10 protein-coding genes are annotated in these 15,341 nt (G+C 55.7%); 4 read left to right on the plus strand and 6 right to left on the minus strand.

Annotated elements, in window-relative coordinates; all coding sequences use genetic code 11:
• Window positions 1-85: 85 nt before the first annotated feature.
• Entirely contained in the window at window positions 86-2,425 is a 2,340-nt protein-coding gene (locus GO984_RS08235; RefSeq protein WP_167740274.1) for a Tex-like N-terminal domain-containing protein, read from the plus strand.
• Between the two features lie 113 nt (window positions 2,426-2,538).
• Here GO984_RS08235 and GO984_RS08240 read toward each other — a convergent pair whose 3' ends face one another.
• From GO984_RS08240 to lepB, 5 genes are all read right to left on the minus strand, one after another.
• Window positions 2,539-3,831 (minus strand): hypothetical protein, encoded by a 1,293-nt coding sequence (locus GO984_RS08240; protein ID WP_157022064.1) that lies wholly within the window; start codon window positions 3,829-3,831, stop codon window positions 2,539-2,541.
• A 151-nt stretch (window positions 3,832-3,982) separates the two neighbouring features.
• Complete coding sequence (locus GO984_RS08245) at window positions 3,983-4,417, minus strand: hypothetical protein (protein WP_157022065.1); 435 nt, start codon at window positions 4,415-4,417, stop codon at window positions 3,983-3,985.
• A gap of 35 nt (window positions 4,418-4,452) precedes the next feature.
• A complete protein-coding gene (locus GO984_RS08250) occupies window positions 4,453-4,983 on the minus strand; it encodes a hypothetical protein (protein ID WP_157022066.1) in 531 nt (176 codons plus the stop codon).
• A 65-nt stretch (window positions 4,984-5,048) separates the two neighbouring features.
• Window positions 5,049-7,601, minus strand: coding sequence for an aminopeptidase N (pepN, locus tag GO984_RS08255; protein ID WP_157022067.1), 2,553 nt, complete (start codon window positions 7,599-7,601; stop codon window positions 5,049-5,051).
• Between the two features lie 77 nt (window positions 7,602-7,678).
• Window positions 7,679-8,332, minus strand: a complete 654-nt coding sequence (gene lepB, locus GO984_RS08260; RefSeq protein ID WP_167740275.1) for a signal peptidase I — start codon at window positions 8,330-8,332, stop codon at window positions 7,679-7,681.
• A gap of 184 nt (window positions 8,333-8,516) precedes the next feature.
• On the opposite strand from lepB, the gene GO984_RS08265 reads away from it, so the two are divergent.
• Entirely contained in the window at window positions 8,517-10,652 is a 2,136-nt protein-coding gene (locus GO984_RS08265; RefSeq protein ID WP_157022069.1) for a malate synthase G, read from the plus strand.
• A 366-nt stretch (window positions 10,653-11,018) separates the two neighbouring features.
• Window positions 11,019-11,798: a gamma-glutamyl-gamma-aminobutyrate hydrolase family protein gene (locus tag GO984_RS08270; RefSeq protein WP_157022070.1), complete on the plus strand. Its 780-nt coding sequence runs from the start codon at window positions 11,019-11,021 to the stop codon at window positions 11,796-11,798.
• Between the two features lie 35 nt (window positions 11,799-11,833).
• On the opposite strand, the gene GO984_RS08275 is transcribed toward GO984_RS08270, so the two are convergent.
• On the minus strand, window positions 11,834-14,038 hold the full coding sequence (locus GO984_RS08275; protein WP_157022071.1) for an adenylate/guanylate cyclase domain-containing protein: 2,205 nt from the start codon (window positions 14,036-14,038) through the stop codon (window positions 11,834-11,836).
• A gap of 257 nt (window positions 14,039-14,295) precedes the next feature.
• Here GO984_RS08275 and GO984_RS08280 point away from each other — a divergent pair, with 257 nt between their 5' ends.
• Window positions 14,296-15,330, plus strand: coding sequence for a fatty acid desaturase (locus GO984_RS08280; protein WP_157022072.1), 1,035 nt, complete (start codon window positions 14,296-14,298; stop codon window positions 15,328-15,330).
• Window positions 15,331-15,341: the final 11 nt, after the last annotated feature.

Consider the following 15,341-nt stretch of genomic DNA (forward strand, 5'->3'; position numbering starts at 1 on the left):
AATTTACACCATGGGAACGTGACCACTTGGCGATGGCTTGCGGCAAGGCTAAGAAGGGCGTCCAACAGACCCTCAGGAGGCCGCCGTGGACACCGTCACCCGCATCGCCCAAACCATTGCCCGCGAAATCAGCGCCACGCCAAAACAGGTCAGTTCGGCCGTAACGTTACTTGACGAGGGATCAACGGTTCCTTTCATCGCGCGCTACCGCAAAGAGGTGACGGGGGGCTTGGATGACACCCAGCTGCGGACACTGGACGAGCGGCTGACCTACCTGCGCGAGCTAGAGGCGCGGCGGGTTTCTATCCTTGAGGCGATCAAATCGCAGGACAAGCTGACCGCGGATCTGGCAACCTCGATCTCTGGTGCCGAAACCAAGGCGCAGTTGGAAGATATCTATCTGCCGTACAAGAAAAAACGCCGCACCAAGGCGATGATTGCGCGCGAAAATGGGTTGGAAGCATTGGCCGAAGCGATCCTGGCTGATCGTATGGCGACGCCCGAGGCCTTGGCCGAAAACTATCTGAATGAAGCGGTTGAGACTGTGAAAGATGCCTTGAACGGTGCGCGGGACATTCTGGTGGAACGGCTGACGGAAAACGCGGTCCTGTTAGGAAATCTGCGTGGTTTCATGCAGAAAGAGGCCCTGTTGACGGCGCGAGTTGTGGATGGGCAGCAAGACAAGGGCGCCAAGTTCTCGGACTATTTCGATCACCGCGAGCGCTGGGCGGATGTGCCGTCGCACCGGGCACTGGCAATGCTGCGCGGATCGAACGAAGGCGTACTGACGCTGGATATCGGCCCCGAGCCCGAAGAGGGAGCGGTAAGAGCTGAAAACATGGTCGCTGCGCAGTTGCAGGCTGGAGGCAACGGGCCTGGCGATGTCTGGTTGCGCAAGATCGCTGGCTGGGCCTGGCGGGTGAAGCTGAGCCTGTCGATGATGTTGGAACTGATGAGCGAATTGCGTTCGCGTTCGCAGGATGAGGCAATAAAGGTCTTTGCCCGCAATCTAAAGGACCTGCTGTTTGCAGCCCCGGCCGGTGCGCGACCGACTCTTGGGTTGGACCCGGGCATTCGCACCGGCGTTAAGGCGGCGGTGGTTGATGCAACCGGGAAATTGGTGGCCACGGAAACGCTGTACCCGTTTCAGCCCAAGAACGATCTGCGCGGGTCGCAGGTGTCGATCCTGAAACTGATTGCGGAACACGGGGTCGAGCTGGTTGCCATAGGCAATGGCACCGCCAGCCGTGAGACCGAACGCATGGTGGCAGAGGTGATCAAACACCTGCCTGCCAAGGTGAAGAAACCAACCAAGGTTGTGGTGTCTGAGGCGGGGGCCTCGGTCTATTCAGCGTCGGAACTGGCGGCGCGGGAATTCCCCGATTTGGATGTTTCTTTGCGCGGGGCTGTGTCGATTGCGCGGCGCTTGCAGGATCCTCTGGCCGAACTGGTCAAGATTGAACCTAAGTCGATTGGCGTTGGCCAGTATCAGCATGATGTGGACCAGCATCAGCTGACAAAATCGCTGGAGGCAGTGATTGAAGATGTTGTGAACGGTGTGGGCGTTGATCTGAATATGGCCTCGGCGCCGCTGCTGGCGCATGTGTCGGGGCTGGGGCCAGGACTGGCCGAGGCAATTGTGGCGCATCGGGATATGAACGGTGCCTTTATCTCGCGCAGGGAATTGTTGAAAGTGGCGCGCCTGGGGCCAAAGGCGTTTGAGCAATGTGCAGGGTTTCTGCGCATTCGCGATGGTAAGGAGCCGCTGGATGCCTCGTCCGTTCATCCCGAAAGCTATAAGGTTGCGCGCCAGATCATAGCCGCCTGTGGGCGGGACATTCGTCAGATCATGGGCGACGACACGGCGCTGAAACGCCTGCGGGCCGAGGATTTTGTCGGGGGGGATGTAGGTCTGCCAACTGTCCGTGATATTCTGGCGGAACTTGAGAAGCCGGGCCGTGACCCGCGCCCCAGCTTTGTCACAGCGAGTTTCGCTGACGGGGTGGAAGACATCAAAGATCTCAAACCGGGTATGGTGCTGGAAGGCACCGTGACCAATGTTGCGGCCTTTGGCGCTTTTGTGGATATCGGCGTGCACCAAGACGGGTTGGTGCATGTCAGTCAGTTGGCTGACAAGTTTGTCAAAGACCCGCATGAGGTGGTGAAGACTGGGGCTGTGGTCAAAGTTACCGTGACCGAGATCGATGTACCGCGCAAACGCATTGGTCTGACCATGCGCAAGGATGGTGGCGCCTCGGCGCGAGTTGACCGCAATGCGCGCGGGACCGGTGGGGGTAAGGCTGCAGAGCGTGGTAAACCGCGTGGCAAACAGCAAATGTCTGCTGGACCAAAAGGGCAAAAGAGCAAACAAGACAGTGGTGGCGCTCTGGGTGCTGCGCTGATGAATGCGATGAAGAAACGTTAGACATGCGGATTGGCCAGTTTAGCCTGTAGGGTTGACCCGTCCTGCTAGTAAAAACAGCGGCAGGGCCTTAGCTCTGCCGTTTTATTGTGTAGAAACGTTGCCGAAAATGAGAGCTAGGTTGGACCCAGCTGTGGACCTTCGGTGGTGAATGTTACCTTATGACCGAGGTTGATTTCATCACGAAACAAATCGGCAATGATCTGCAGCGCATCGGCACGACCACGAGCGGCAAAGCGACTGGGAGACGTGATTCTGGCATTGTTGTCAAATCCGTCGGCGGCATGGGCCCAGACCATCGGGTGCAACTCTTGCAAATGGTCACAGATCAACCAGTCAGCCGCTTTTGCAATCTGCATGCGTGGCATGTCCGATGGTTCGCTAAGACCAAGCCCCGCAGTTAGGGCAACCGAGCAATACGAGGCAAGCAGGTTGATCATTTCCTGGTTTGGTCGGGTCGCAACGATGTCACGCAATCCATCCAGAAAAAAATCAACATCGACCTGGGCGCAAACCTGTTCATCATGAATCAAGGCATCAAAGTAGACCCAGGTATATCCCCCTGCACCCCAGGTACTTTCAGTGCGCGAGGCGGTGCGGCGGGCCTCCAGTTCAAGTGCCGGGTATGATCCAAACCAACGGGGTAACATATGGTTGCCAAGGGCGCGCATGTGGCGATTGTTCTGCGGATCCAGGTCGATCAGGAGTTCATAGTCATTGGCAACGCAAAGGGTGTCATCACGTCGGCCGGGTAAGAGCGCGCATTTGGCGGCCGCCAGCATTGGGCTGTCGAGCTTGCCGGTATCATACGGTGCCAGCAGGGCACTGGCGCGATCAAAATGTGCTGCGCAGCGGCGGCGATTTGCGGCAGGTACGATGGTTTCCCACCCGGTACCGCGCCACGTCCAGCCAATGTCGATATGTGCCAGGGCTACGACTGCGGCCAAATAGGGATCATCACGATGAGATTGCCGCACAGCCTCAAACGCCATAATGCCGTCGATCAGCGGCCTAGCATCTGCCTTGTGGCCCTCACTGAGCGCATGTTCAACAGCATTGATCACATCCGCGCGGGCGCCAAAGGCAAGGAGCTCCGCAATTGGCATCCCGCCATGAGTTTTGTCGCGGGCCAAGTCCGCCGTTTTGATTTCAGCTGAAAGTTCGTCCCAGCGCTCTTGGCGAGCGAGAAATTGCCCTTGTGTCTGTGCTGCGCGGCAGGCGACATCATCGGCGCTGTGTTCCATCACTGGAATGGACAGGCTGTCTTCGGGGTGTGAAGTGGGAAAAGTCGTCTCTACGGGGACGGCCACAGCAGCGGGTGGCGTCTTTTTCAACAGGCTGAAACGATCACCAAAGGAATTGATCAATCGGGAAAGGGTATCCCGTGCCTGTTGAGAAGGGTTGAGCATAAGCAATATCCGATGAGTTGGCAGCAGCAAGTATTCGTCTGGCAACCATCACCCGGCATTGGGGCGCAAAAAGGGCAAGGATGGGGAGTTCAGGTTTTGAATTGGGGTAATCGCGTGACATTTTATGAAAGGCCCGCAGTAGTGCACCGGGTCAGAACACCGTGAAGTGATGTCGTTCTGTCTGCACCCCGCGCAATTGTAGCGCGTTTTCCAACATAAGATGTGGCGGCAAAACCTGTGGGGGCAAGCGCAGTTTGTCGCCGGAGGTCAGGATCAGAGTGACGCGCACCGAAAAATCCCAACGGGTGTCAAACCGGACTAAGTTGATCTGATCCAGGGTCACGCTATCTGAAAGCTGTCCGCTACGCCAAATGACTTGGGTGGCATCAAGCGTCAGTTCCGAGCGGGTGTTGCGCCATAGGTCCCAAAGCGCTGGTAGGGTGGGCAGTGCCAAGAATGCGACGGCCCACCAACTGGCCTGCAAAACAACGACGGCAAACGTTAAGGTTGTATAAATCCCCACCAACGCCACACAGAGCTTTACTGTGCGTGCTTGTCTGGTGAAGTGGCAGGGAGCTTTGGTCAAGTTTACTCTGTGTTGTGACGGTTAAAGGGAGGAGCTTATCGCCCGGAGATCTTAAAAGCGATACGAAGATCTTCCAGCGCTTCTTTTTGGCGTTGACTTAAACCAGATGGCGGCAGGCTACCTTTGATCACCTCCATCAGCGGAGGCAGTATTTCTGCCCCGCCGAGTTTATAAGTCTTGCGGGCCAGTCGGGACACAGCAGTATCAGCACCACCACATTGCGAAACGAGCCAACGGCCCAGAACCAGTGCCTCTTCGGCCGAGGGTCGATCCATGTCCAACTGTTGTTGTAGCTGAACGATTAAGTCGTCTCGCTGGTCCTGTGTGGGTAATCCATCCAGTTCCTGAAACGCCATGGTCAGAGCTGCGATGGCCAGGTTGGCATCGTCGATGTTTTCAACGGGGTGCACATCGGTCTGACGGTGAAAGCCGAACCGGCGGGCGGCCAGTCGCACGTCGTTGGCCATATCGACAATGTCTCCAGCCATATGGGCAGTGTTGCGAGCGCGGTTCAGAAAGAAATAGACTGCTGCGATGACGCCGACGGCGGCAATTAGGAAGGGCAAGGCAAGAACTCCAAATACGAGACGCTTAAAATGCCCTTCCAGATGAACTTAGTTTGTCATGATGATCAACCGTTGAGAATACGGGTGATCATCTCGTTGGTATCACGGCTCAGATTTGCGGTTGCCAACATGCGCTCCAGTTGGCTGCGGATTAGTTCCTGGCGAGTGCTGTCATATCGTTTCCAAGTCTGGAAAGCCGAGCACATCCGGGCCGTGGTTTGTGGGTTCAGCGCGTCCAAGATGATCAGGTTGTCGGTTAGCAGCTTATAGCCGGCGCCGCCAGCATAGTGAAAACCGGCCTGGTTCATCGCCAAAGCCCCCATCACCGCGCGGAAGCGGTTGGGGTTCTTCATGTCGAACAGCGCGTGTTTTGTCAGTTCTGAGGCAACAGATGCGGCTTTCTCTGGCGCGGCACAGGCCACTTGTAGACCGAACCATTTGTCCATGACCAGACGATCACCTTGCCACTGATCATAGAACGCCTGCGATTGTGTCTCGCCGTTTTCTGCCTTGAGCAGGCAAGCAAGAGCGGCATTTTGTTGGGTCATGTTATCGGCGGCGTCATACTGGCGGGCAGCAGCCTCTCCACTATCCAGACGCGTCAGCAGGGACAGGATGCGCGCGTTGAGGTCTCGTTTGCCCGCGCTTTCTGCATCCGGGCTATAGGCGCCTTGTACGGTGGTGTCGGCGTAGAGCCGGGGCAGACTGTCAGTGAGCGCTTCAGCCAATGTTTGGGCAAAGGTTTCAGCCGCGTCATAGATGGCCTGCGGGTTTGGTGTGTGACCGCGTTCAAACAAGGTTTGGGCAAGATCCGACTGGCTGGGTGGCGATAGAACTAGCGCGCGGAAGGCTGGGTCCAGACTGTCATCGCGCACCAGCTTGGTCAGCGCATCCAGATAGTCGGCGTCAGGGGCTGCGCCGTCCAGTACCATGGCGACGCGGGATTCTTTGGCCAGTGTGTTGCCTGCTTCCCAGCGATTAAACGAGTCGCTGTCGTGCGCCAGCAAAAAGGCGCGTTCGGCGTTGGTGCTTTCGCGTTCCAAAATGACCGGAGCCGAGAATTCGCGCAGGACTGATGGGATCGGTTTGGCAGGCAGGCCTTCGAAAGTGAAACTCTGTTTGGCCTCGGTCAGTTCAAGCACCTCTGTTCCGCGCACCTCATCTCCGTTCTGGCCAAGTAGACCAACAGCCACCGGGATCACCCGAGGGTCTTTGTCTGGCTGGCCCGGAGTGGGCGGTGTCGATTGCTCTAGCGTTAACGTGTAGGTGCCATCAGCGTAATCGTCAGTCACCTTGATACGCGGGGTGCCGGCCTGACTGTACCATTTGCTGAACTGGCCCAGGTCGCGGCCGGTGGCGTCTTCGAACACCTGCAACCAATCCTCGATGGTGCAGGCCTGACCGTCGTGGCGTTCGAAATACAGGGCTACCGCTTTGGCGTAGGCGTCATCGCCAACCAGACGTTTCAGCATGCCGATGACCTCGGCACCCTTTTCATAGATAGTTGCGGTGTAGAAGTTGTTGATTTCCTGAAAACTTTCAGGTCTGACCTGATGTGCCAGCGGGCCGTTATCTTCGGCGAACTGGCGACCGCGTAGATCAATCACGTCCGAGATCCGTTTGACCGAGGCAGAACGCATGTCAGAGGTGAATTGGCTGTCGCGGTAGACGGTCAGACCCTCCTTTAGGCAGAGCTGGAACCAGTCGCGGCAGGTGATGCGGTTGCCGGTCCAGTTGTGAAAGTACTCGTGGGCGATAATTGCCTCGATACGTTCGAAATTTGCATCTGTGGAGGTTTCTGGGCTGGCAAGGACGCAGGAAGAGTTGAAAATGTTCAATCCCTTGTTCTCCATGGCGCCCATATTAAAGTCGTCAACGGCGACGATATTGAAGATATCGAGGTCATATTCCAGACCATAAACATCTTCGTCCCACTTCATCGACTTGATCAGGGCCTCCATGCCGAACGAGCATTTGTCCTCATCCCCCGGGCGGACCCAGATGTTCAGTTCTACGTCTTTGCCAGACTTGGTAGTAAAGCGGTCGGGGTGGTTGATCAGATCACCAGCCACCAGCGCAAACAGGTAGGCGGGTTTGGGCCAGGGATCGTGCCATTCAGCCCAGCCGTCGCCGCTGCCTGTTGGGTTACCATTGGATAGCATGACCTTTTCATCGCCCTCAACCCGAACGGTAAATGTGCTCATCACGTCGGGGCGGTCGGGGTAGAATGTGATCTTGCGGAAGCCTTCGGCCTCACATTGGGTGCAGTACATGCCGTTCGACATATACAGACCTTCGAGCGCGGTGTTGGTGACCGGGCTGATTTCGACTTCGCTTTCCCAAACAAATGGCGTGCTGGGTACATCACAGGTCAGCCCCTGTCCGGTGACGTCGGGCGAAACAGGCTGTCCATCGATTTTGGCGGCGATCAGTTTTAACTGCTCGCCATGCAGAAAAAAGGACCTGTCTACTGCGTCAGGCTTTGGGGTGAATTCAATGCGGCTGACCACGCGGGTCGCCCTAGGAGACAAATGAAAGGTTAGGTGAACTTCGTCCACCTGAAAACCGAAAGGTGTGTAATCCTTAAGATAGATCGTTTCCGGTGTTGCTTCGGCCATGTCGCTCTCCTGTGTCTCGCTTTGACACAGGTGTAGAGCAAGGTTGCGCAACTGCAAGTGGACTTGGCCTGAGTGGGTCAGAAATCAGTGAAAATTCCAATTATGTTTTCGAGTGGAACAAAGCCAATGCCACCCACTCTTTGAGGCACTCGGCTATCAGTTGCGTTGTCCCTATGGTCTCCTAAGACGAACACATATCCATCTGGTATGTGGTATTCGCCTGTGAAATCTATGGCTGTACTGCCGAGGTCCAATACCTCATAGGATCGACCATTTGGCAGTGTTTCCGTGTACCTATCTACCGGGCAATGGCCATTTTCGATTTTTGAGATGTCTCTACAACGGGGCACAGGGCGTTGCCGTAGATCGAACCACACCGGTTCGTGCTGCTCAGAAGTCACCACCTGCCCATTTAGCCAAAGACGGCCTTCGTTCATTTTGACCGTGTCACCGGCGGTAGCCGCGACACGAAAAACAAATTTCTGATCGGAGTTTTGGGAGAGTTTGAAGATTATGACATCGCCTGCGTCCACAGATTGGGTGGCGGGGTCGAAATACTCGGCCCGTGCGCAGTCCCCTCTGTTCAGGGTGGGGGCCATGGCGTCTGACGAAATAACCCACATATGGTGGTTGCCAAGCAGGCAAACAGGGCAACCACATTGCGGGATGTCTTCTGCCAGCGCAGGGAGGGCGAAAAATGTCAGCAACGCTGTAAGGAGAGAGAACTTCAAATCTAAAAATCCACCCAAAATGGGAAAAAAGCAATGAGAGAAAGCAATTGTCTGGAGTATTGTTCGGGAGTTTCTTGAAAAGCAAGAGGCTGACTTCGGCATTCGCGATAAGTAGGCTTGTTGCTGACAGGAAACGAATGTTTTACTTACCCGTAGCATACTATTGTGTACCGCTGGAGGGAAAATGACAATTCGGGTTGAAAAGCATGGGCTGCAAGTGGCAGCTGAATACGCGGATTTCATTGAAAAATCGGCTCTTCCGGGGACGGGTGTGCAGGTGGATGCCTTTTGGCAAGGTCTCAGTCAGCTGGTGCATGACTTTGGCCCAGAGAACCGGTCCCTTTTGGCCAAAAGGGAAGAGATCCAAGGCCAGATTGATGCTTGGCACATTCAACACCGCGAGACGCCACATAATGCAGAGGCCTACTCAGCGTTTTTGCGGGACATTGGCTATTTGCTGCCCGAAGGCGATGATTTTGAGATTGAAACAGAGAACGTAGATCCGGAAATTGCACATGTGCCCGGACCACAGCTGGTGGTGCCAATCACCAATGCGCGTTTTGCGCTGAACGCAGCAAATGCCCGTTGGGGGTCGCTGTATGACGCATTGTACGGCACCGATGCCATGGGAGACCTGCCCGTGGGCAAAGGCTATGACAGTGCGCGTGGCGCGCGCGTTATTGCCTGGGGGCGCGATATGCTGGATAGGGTCTTTCCGCTGGTGGCCGGATCCTGGAGTGACATTATGGAAGTGTCGATGCAAGGAGGGGCTTTGTCACCTGAATTGTCCAATTCTGCCCAGTTTGCAGGCTACGTTGGCAAAGCAGAAGCTCCGTCTCGGGTGCTGCTAAAGAACAATGGGTTGCATGTTATTCTCGAGATTGATGCCACAGGGACTATTGGAGCGGCCGATCAGGCAAGCATCAATGACATAACGTTGGAATCGGCCCTGTCGACAATCATGGATTGTGAAGACAGCGTAGCCGCCGTTGATGCCGAGGACAAAGTATTGGCCTATGGCAACTGGCTGGGCCTGATGAAGCGTGACCTGTCGGTTGAGGTACACAAGGGGAGCAGCAGCTTTACCCGCAGCCTGAACCCCGACCTTGACTATACCAAAGTGGCGGGCGCGCAGGCTTCGCTGAAGGGGCGTTCCTTGTTGCTGGTGCGCAATGTTGGGCATTTGATGACCAACCCTGCTGTTCTGGACCGCGACGGGGTTGAGGCTGGCGAAGGCCTGATGGATGCAATTACCACAGTGATGATTGCCATGCATGATCTGCAGGCAGAAGGTGGCAACTCGCAACATGGCTCGGTCTATGTGGTTAAGCCCAAGATGCACGGTCCTGAAGAAGTGGATTTTGCCTGCCGGATTTTCGACCATGTGGAACAGGCGCTCGGCCTGCCGCGAAACACTGTCAAAATTGGCATCATGGACGAAGAGCGCCGCACCAGTGCCAACCTTAAGGCCTGTATTCGGGCGGCACGCTATCGGGTAGCCTTTATCAACACAGGTTTTCTGGATCGCACTGGGGACGAGATTTATACGGCAATGGAAGCCGGGCCCATGGTGCCCAAGGGTGAGATGAAATCAACGCCCTGGATTTCGGCCTATGAAGACCGCAATGTGGATATCGGGCTGGCTTGCGGGCTGAAAGGGCGCGCTCAGATTGGCAAAGGCATGTGGGCGATGCCGGATCTGATGCAGGCAATGCTGGAGGCCAAAGCTGGGCACCCGCAGGCTGGCGCTACATGTGCCTGGGTGCCATCGCCGACTGCTGCAACACTACATGTCACACATTACCACGAAATCAATGTTCATGAGGTTCAGGATCATCTGAAGGCGGGGGGGAGCCGTGGAACCCTGCAGGATCTCCTGACGATACCAGTCATGACCGGTAAGACCCTTTCCGATGATGCCATCACCCGTGAGATCGAAAACAACGCGCAGGGTATCCTGGGGTATGTGGTGCGCTGGGTGGATCAAGGCGTTGGGTGTTCAAAGGTGCCGGACATTAACAATGTTGGTCTGATGGAAGATCGCGCCACCTGTCGGATCTCCAGTCAGGCACTGGCCAATTGGCTGCATCACGGTGTGGTGGATGAGGCGCAGGTTCACGCGGCAATGCAAAAAATGGCTGCGGTTGTGGACGCACAGAATGCAGCTGACCCAGACTATCGCCCTATGGCGCCGGAGTTTGACGGTCTTGCCTATCAGGCGGCCTGTGATCTGGTGTTCAAAGGGCGGGTCCAGCCGTCAGGATACACCGAACCCGTGTTACATGCGCGACGCTTGCAACTGAAATCTGCGGCGGGCTGAACCATTTGATGGCGCGATTGAGGGGGCTGTCTGCCCCCTCATACTCCCCCGAGGATATTTCTGGCTAGGTGAATGGGCTCCGGGGGGCTGTGGCAGGGCGGAAATCTGTGCAGGCGAAATTCAACGGTGGAAAACTATATCATTGATTTAGGCACACCGTCGCAGAGTTCTTTCACTTGGTGATCTCTCGCCCAACCAGTGGGCTTGATTTTCCAGGCAGGCTGGGACTTTGGTCTGCTCGGTTGATCGGTTTCATTGGAGAAGCTGCTGTGCAGCCATGAACATGTGGTTGCGCCCCGTTGCATGGTTGCGTGTTTGAAGGGGGATGGATACCGTTGAACGACTTAATTAGATACGAGTAGGCTCATGACACGTCCCCGGGTTGGTATTATTGGCAACACTTACCTGATCAATGATCAGTATCCAGCCCATGCAGGGGGGACCATGAACTCTGAGGCGGTGGCAGAGGTGGCGGGATGTATGCCGTTATTGATTCCGTCGGATCCACGGTTCTTATCAGTCGAGGAACTGCTGGAAACTTTTGACGGCTTTCTGCTGACAGGTGGGCGGCCGAACGTACATCCGCAGGAATATGGTGAAGCTGAGACCGCCGCACATGGTGCTTTTGACCGGGCGCGTGATGCAATTGCATTGCCGCTTGTGCGGGCCTGTGTCGAACGCGGGCTACCGTTTCTGGGCATCTGCCGTGGGTTTCAGGAAGTCAATGTGGCCATGGGAGGAACCCTGTACCCGGAGATCCGCGATCTGCCGGGGAGGATGAACCATCGAATGCCACCGGATGGAACGCTGGAAGAAAAATTTGCCCTGCGCCATGTGGTTGAGATGTCTGACGGTGGTGTGTTTCACCAATTGTTGGGCGCGCGCGAGGTCATGACCAACACGCTGCACGGGCAGGGTATCAAAACCCCTGGATCACGCATCGTGGTAGATGGCTATGCTAACGATGGCACGCCCGAAGCAACCTATGTCAAAGATGCACCGGGTTTCACACTGGCGGTGCAATGGCACCCTGAATGGGATGCTGCAAATGACCCGGTCTCACGCCCATTGTTTCAGGCGTTTGGCAAGGCTGTGTATGCCTGGGCCGCTGGGGAGAGGCCACAAGGGGCGCTGCGAACTGCGTAAATATGCGATTGAAGAAGCATCCAGATGGATCCGCGTTAGGGCTGCGCGCTACCTGAGATCGCAACGATTGCTTTTTGCGCCTTTCGGCCCACAATAGGTACTTCTTTCAGCGCGGCTAATGCTGGCAGTGCGCTTGCGGCGGCAGGGCCAATTTTGCCTAGCGAAACCGCAGCTTGGCCCTGGACAGCTTTGCTTTCGTCAGACAAGGCGGTGATCAACAGCGGAACAGTGTCTGCCGCGTCGAGGCCAGGAAGCCCCAATATCAACGCCGCACCTCGACGTTTAGACGTATCTCCTGTTTGCAGGCGGCCTAGTAAATATTCGATCGGCTTATCCGGAGGAAGCGCCGCGAGGTGAAGACCATCGATAACACTGGCGACCATTTCGGGCCTTTGCTCCCATTCAAACGGGAAATGATAAATATAGGCGATTGCCCCCAGCGCGGCTTGGTCGGCTTCAGGGGCCGCCAATTTCAGAGCGGCATGAGCCTCGTCGAAGCGCTGCAGGCGGGCATAGGTTGCTGCGGCGATGATCGCTAGCGCCTCGGCCTTGGGGTCACGCTCCAGTGCTGCCTCCAGAACCATTGCGGTTTGTTCGAGATCTCCCATAGAATAGTGGGCCATCGCTTGGGCGAAAACATAATAGCTGGGATAGGTTGGGTTCAGCCGCATGGCCCGGTCGATCAATTCCAACCCAAGCTCTGGCTGACCGGTGGTGACCATAGACCAGGCCATCGCGATATAGGCTTCGGGGTCGTTGGGATCCTGTGTGATCGCGCGGGTCGCATCGATTTTGGCGATCTCATAGCGGTTGTTGTATAGATTAACCCCGGATGCAGCCACATTAGCCAGGGAAGAGGGGCGTTCCGTGGTCTCGGCGAGTGACCGTATAGCATAGGCATTGGCTTCGCCTGCACTGAGGCCCAGCGGTTTATTCCACCGCAGCTGGCAGCCGCGCAAGTAGGCCAAGCTAAGAGCAGCATGGGCGCGACCATAGTCAGGGTCGATTTCAAGAGCTTTTTTGAACTGATCAACCGCGCTAGCGTTGTCTTCGGCTGAGTATTCAAGAAAACTCTCCCAACCGGTTTGAAAAACCTCGCGGGCCTCAATATCGGAGGTCTGGCCGAGTGCGATTTCTTGTTCTTCCTCCATAGTCAGATTGATCGCCAGCGCCTTGGCAATTTTTCGGATGAAGGCGTCTTGGACCTTGAATATATCGGTAACATCGCCATCGTAACGTTCGGCCCAGATATGACCGCCGGTGGCGGCATCTATCAACTGGGCGTTCACACGCACCTGATCACCCGAACGCCGGGCACTGCCTTCGAGTACGTATTGTACTCCCAGTTCCTCGGCTACGAGGGGAATGTTCACCGATTGGCCTTTGTAGACGAATGTGGAATTGCGCGCGACGACGAACAGGCCAGAGATCCGCGACAGATCCGTGATCAGGTCTTCGGTCAGGCCATCGGCAAAGCCCTCTTGGTTGGGATCGTTGGATAAGTTTGCAAAGGGTAGAACCGCCAGTGAAGGTTTGTCTGGCAAGGGGAGAGCTGTGCGTTCAATTTCGGTAGGCGCTGGGCCGGGGACAGAAATCTGCCACCATCCAGACCCACCAAGAATGAACAATCCGGCTACCAGACCAGCGGCAGTTCGCCAACGAATGGATGCCTTTGGTGCCTGTGTTTGGTGTTCGGCTGGAAGAGCTGCAACAACAGCAGCTAAATGGTTGAACTCAACGCTGGATGCGCGGACTGGTTTTTCGATGTTCTTCACGTCCACTTCGCCTAGGTCGTGGAAGTCGAGGTGGAGCTTACCACGGATCTGTTCTCGGACAGATTGGTGCACGCAGATGCCACCGGGATCAGCTAGGGCCTCCAGCCTAGCGGCGATGTTTACGCCATCTCCGTACAGATCGTCGCCATCAGCAATTACATCGCCAATGTTTATTCCGATACGATAACTCAGTCGCTGACCCTCAACTTGATGAGGGTTGGCCAAGCCGATGGCATGCTGCATACAGATGGCAAAGTGCACCGCGTCAACTGCGCTGGTGAACTCCATAAAACCACCATCCCCCATGACCTTAATCATGCGCCCTTGGTGGTAATCGGCGAGCGGCTGGATGATTTGTGAATAGGTTTGTTTGAGGGCGGTGAGCGTTGCTGTTTCATCCTGCCCCATTGCCCGGCTGTAACCGACAACATCGTAAAACAGGATAGCCGCGAGCCGACGATTCATTTTGCCTCTCCCTCTGGTCAGTATAGCAGGAAATGGGGCAAGAATCTATCTGGTCGACTTCTATGTGGGTAGGCAGGCACAGACATAAATTCTGTTGAGAGCTGTGGGCGCGCGCCGCAGTTTTCGACAATTGACTGGGCAAAGTGTGACCTTTAGTCAGCGAAGGGCTGCCGGAACGCCTGTTTTCGCTCAAATTTTACTTGCTATGCGGCTCTGGTAGTTTATCCGGTCCCCTAGCAACGACAAAAAGCAGGCGCATGACCCAATCCATTGATCAATCCCGGACAAAACCCGGCACGCTGTCAGCGCGCGATTGGGTTAAAACTTTGGCCAAATATCGCGAACCAAACCAATGGCGGAGCGCATTTGAGCTGAGCGTTACTGTTGGCCCGTTTGTCTCGCTCTGGGCTTTGGCATGGTGGTCGATGTCGATAAGCTATTGGCTGACCCTGGCGATTTCTTGTGTTAATGCCCTGTTTCTGTTGCGTTTGTTCACTATCCAACACGATTGTGGCCACGGGTCATTCTTTAAAAACCGTTTTGTCAGTGACTGGGTCGGACGTTTTATCGGTGTACTGACCTTGACCCCCTATGATGTTTGGCGCCGGACGCATTCGGCCCATCACAGTGCGTCTGGAAACCTGGGCAAACGGGGCATGGGCGATATCCATACCCTGACTGTTGCTGAGTATAAAGAGCTGAACGGTTTTGACCGGTTTATGTACCGGCTGTACCGCAACCCAATCACATTGTTTGGCTTTGGTCCCAGCTATTTGTTCTTTGTTCAGAACCGGGTGCCTTTGGGCTTGATGAATAGTGTTAGATACTGGGCTAGTGCGATGGGCACCAATATCGCGATTGTCGCTGCCTTGCTGGTGATCTGGTACTTTGGTGGCTTCGCAGCGGTATTCCTGATTTTTGTTCCGTCGACTTTGCTCGCTGCGACAGCTGGAATGTGGTTGTTCTATGTTCAACATCAGTTCGAAGATACCCGCTGGGAACAGGATGAGAACTGGCAGCTTCACGACGCCGCGCTGCATGGCAGCTCGCACTATGTGCTTCCGGCTGTGCTCCAATGGTTCAGCGCCAATATCGGCATTCACCATGTGCACCACCTGTACAGCCGGATCCCGTTTTATCGCCTGACGGAAGTGCTGCGCGACCATGCTGTGCTGGCCGAAAGCAACAAGATGTCTATCCGTGAAAGCCTTGCCTGTGCCCGGCTGCACCTGTGGGACGAGAAGAGCCGCCAATTGCTGTCATTCTCGCAAGCCCGAGTGATGTACGGCTGATCCGAGTCTTT

The sequence above is a fragment of the Parasedimentitalea huanghaiensis genome (assembly GCF_009753675.1).
Taxonomy (GTDB): domain Bacteria; phylum Pseudomonadota; class Alphaproteobacteria; order Rhodobacterales; family Rhodobacteraceae; genus Parasedimentitalea; species Parasedimentitalea huanghaiensis.

What these genes read in the sequence shown, in the direction of transcription:
- GO984_RS08270 (WP_157022070.1), top strand. Translation starts at nt 11,019, where the DNA reads ATGACACGTCCCCGGGTTGGTATTATTGGCAACACTTACCTGATCAAT.
- GO984_RS08240 (WP_157022064.1), bottom strand. Translation starts at nt 3,831, where the DNA reads ATGCTCAACCCTTCTCAACAGGCACGGGATACCCTTTCCCGATTGATC.
- GO984_RS08275 (WP_157022071.1), bottom strand. Translation starts at nt 14,038, where the DNA reads ATGAATCGTCGGCTCGCGGCTATCCTGTTTTACGATGTTGTCGGTTAC.
- GO984_RS08265 (WP_157022069.1), top strand. Translation starts at nt 8,517, where the DNA reads ATGACAATTCGGGTTGAAAAGCATGGGCTGCAAGTGGCAGCTGAATAC.
- pepN (WP_157022067.1), bottom strand. Translation starts at nt 7,601, where the DNA reads ATGGCCGAAGCAACACCGGAAACGATCTATCTTAAGGATTACACACCT.
- GO984_RS08280 (WP_157022072.1), top strand. Translation starts at nt 14,296, where the DNA reads ATGACCCAATCCATTGATCAATCCCGGACAAAACCCGGCACGCTGTCA.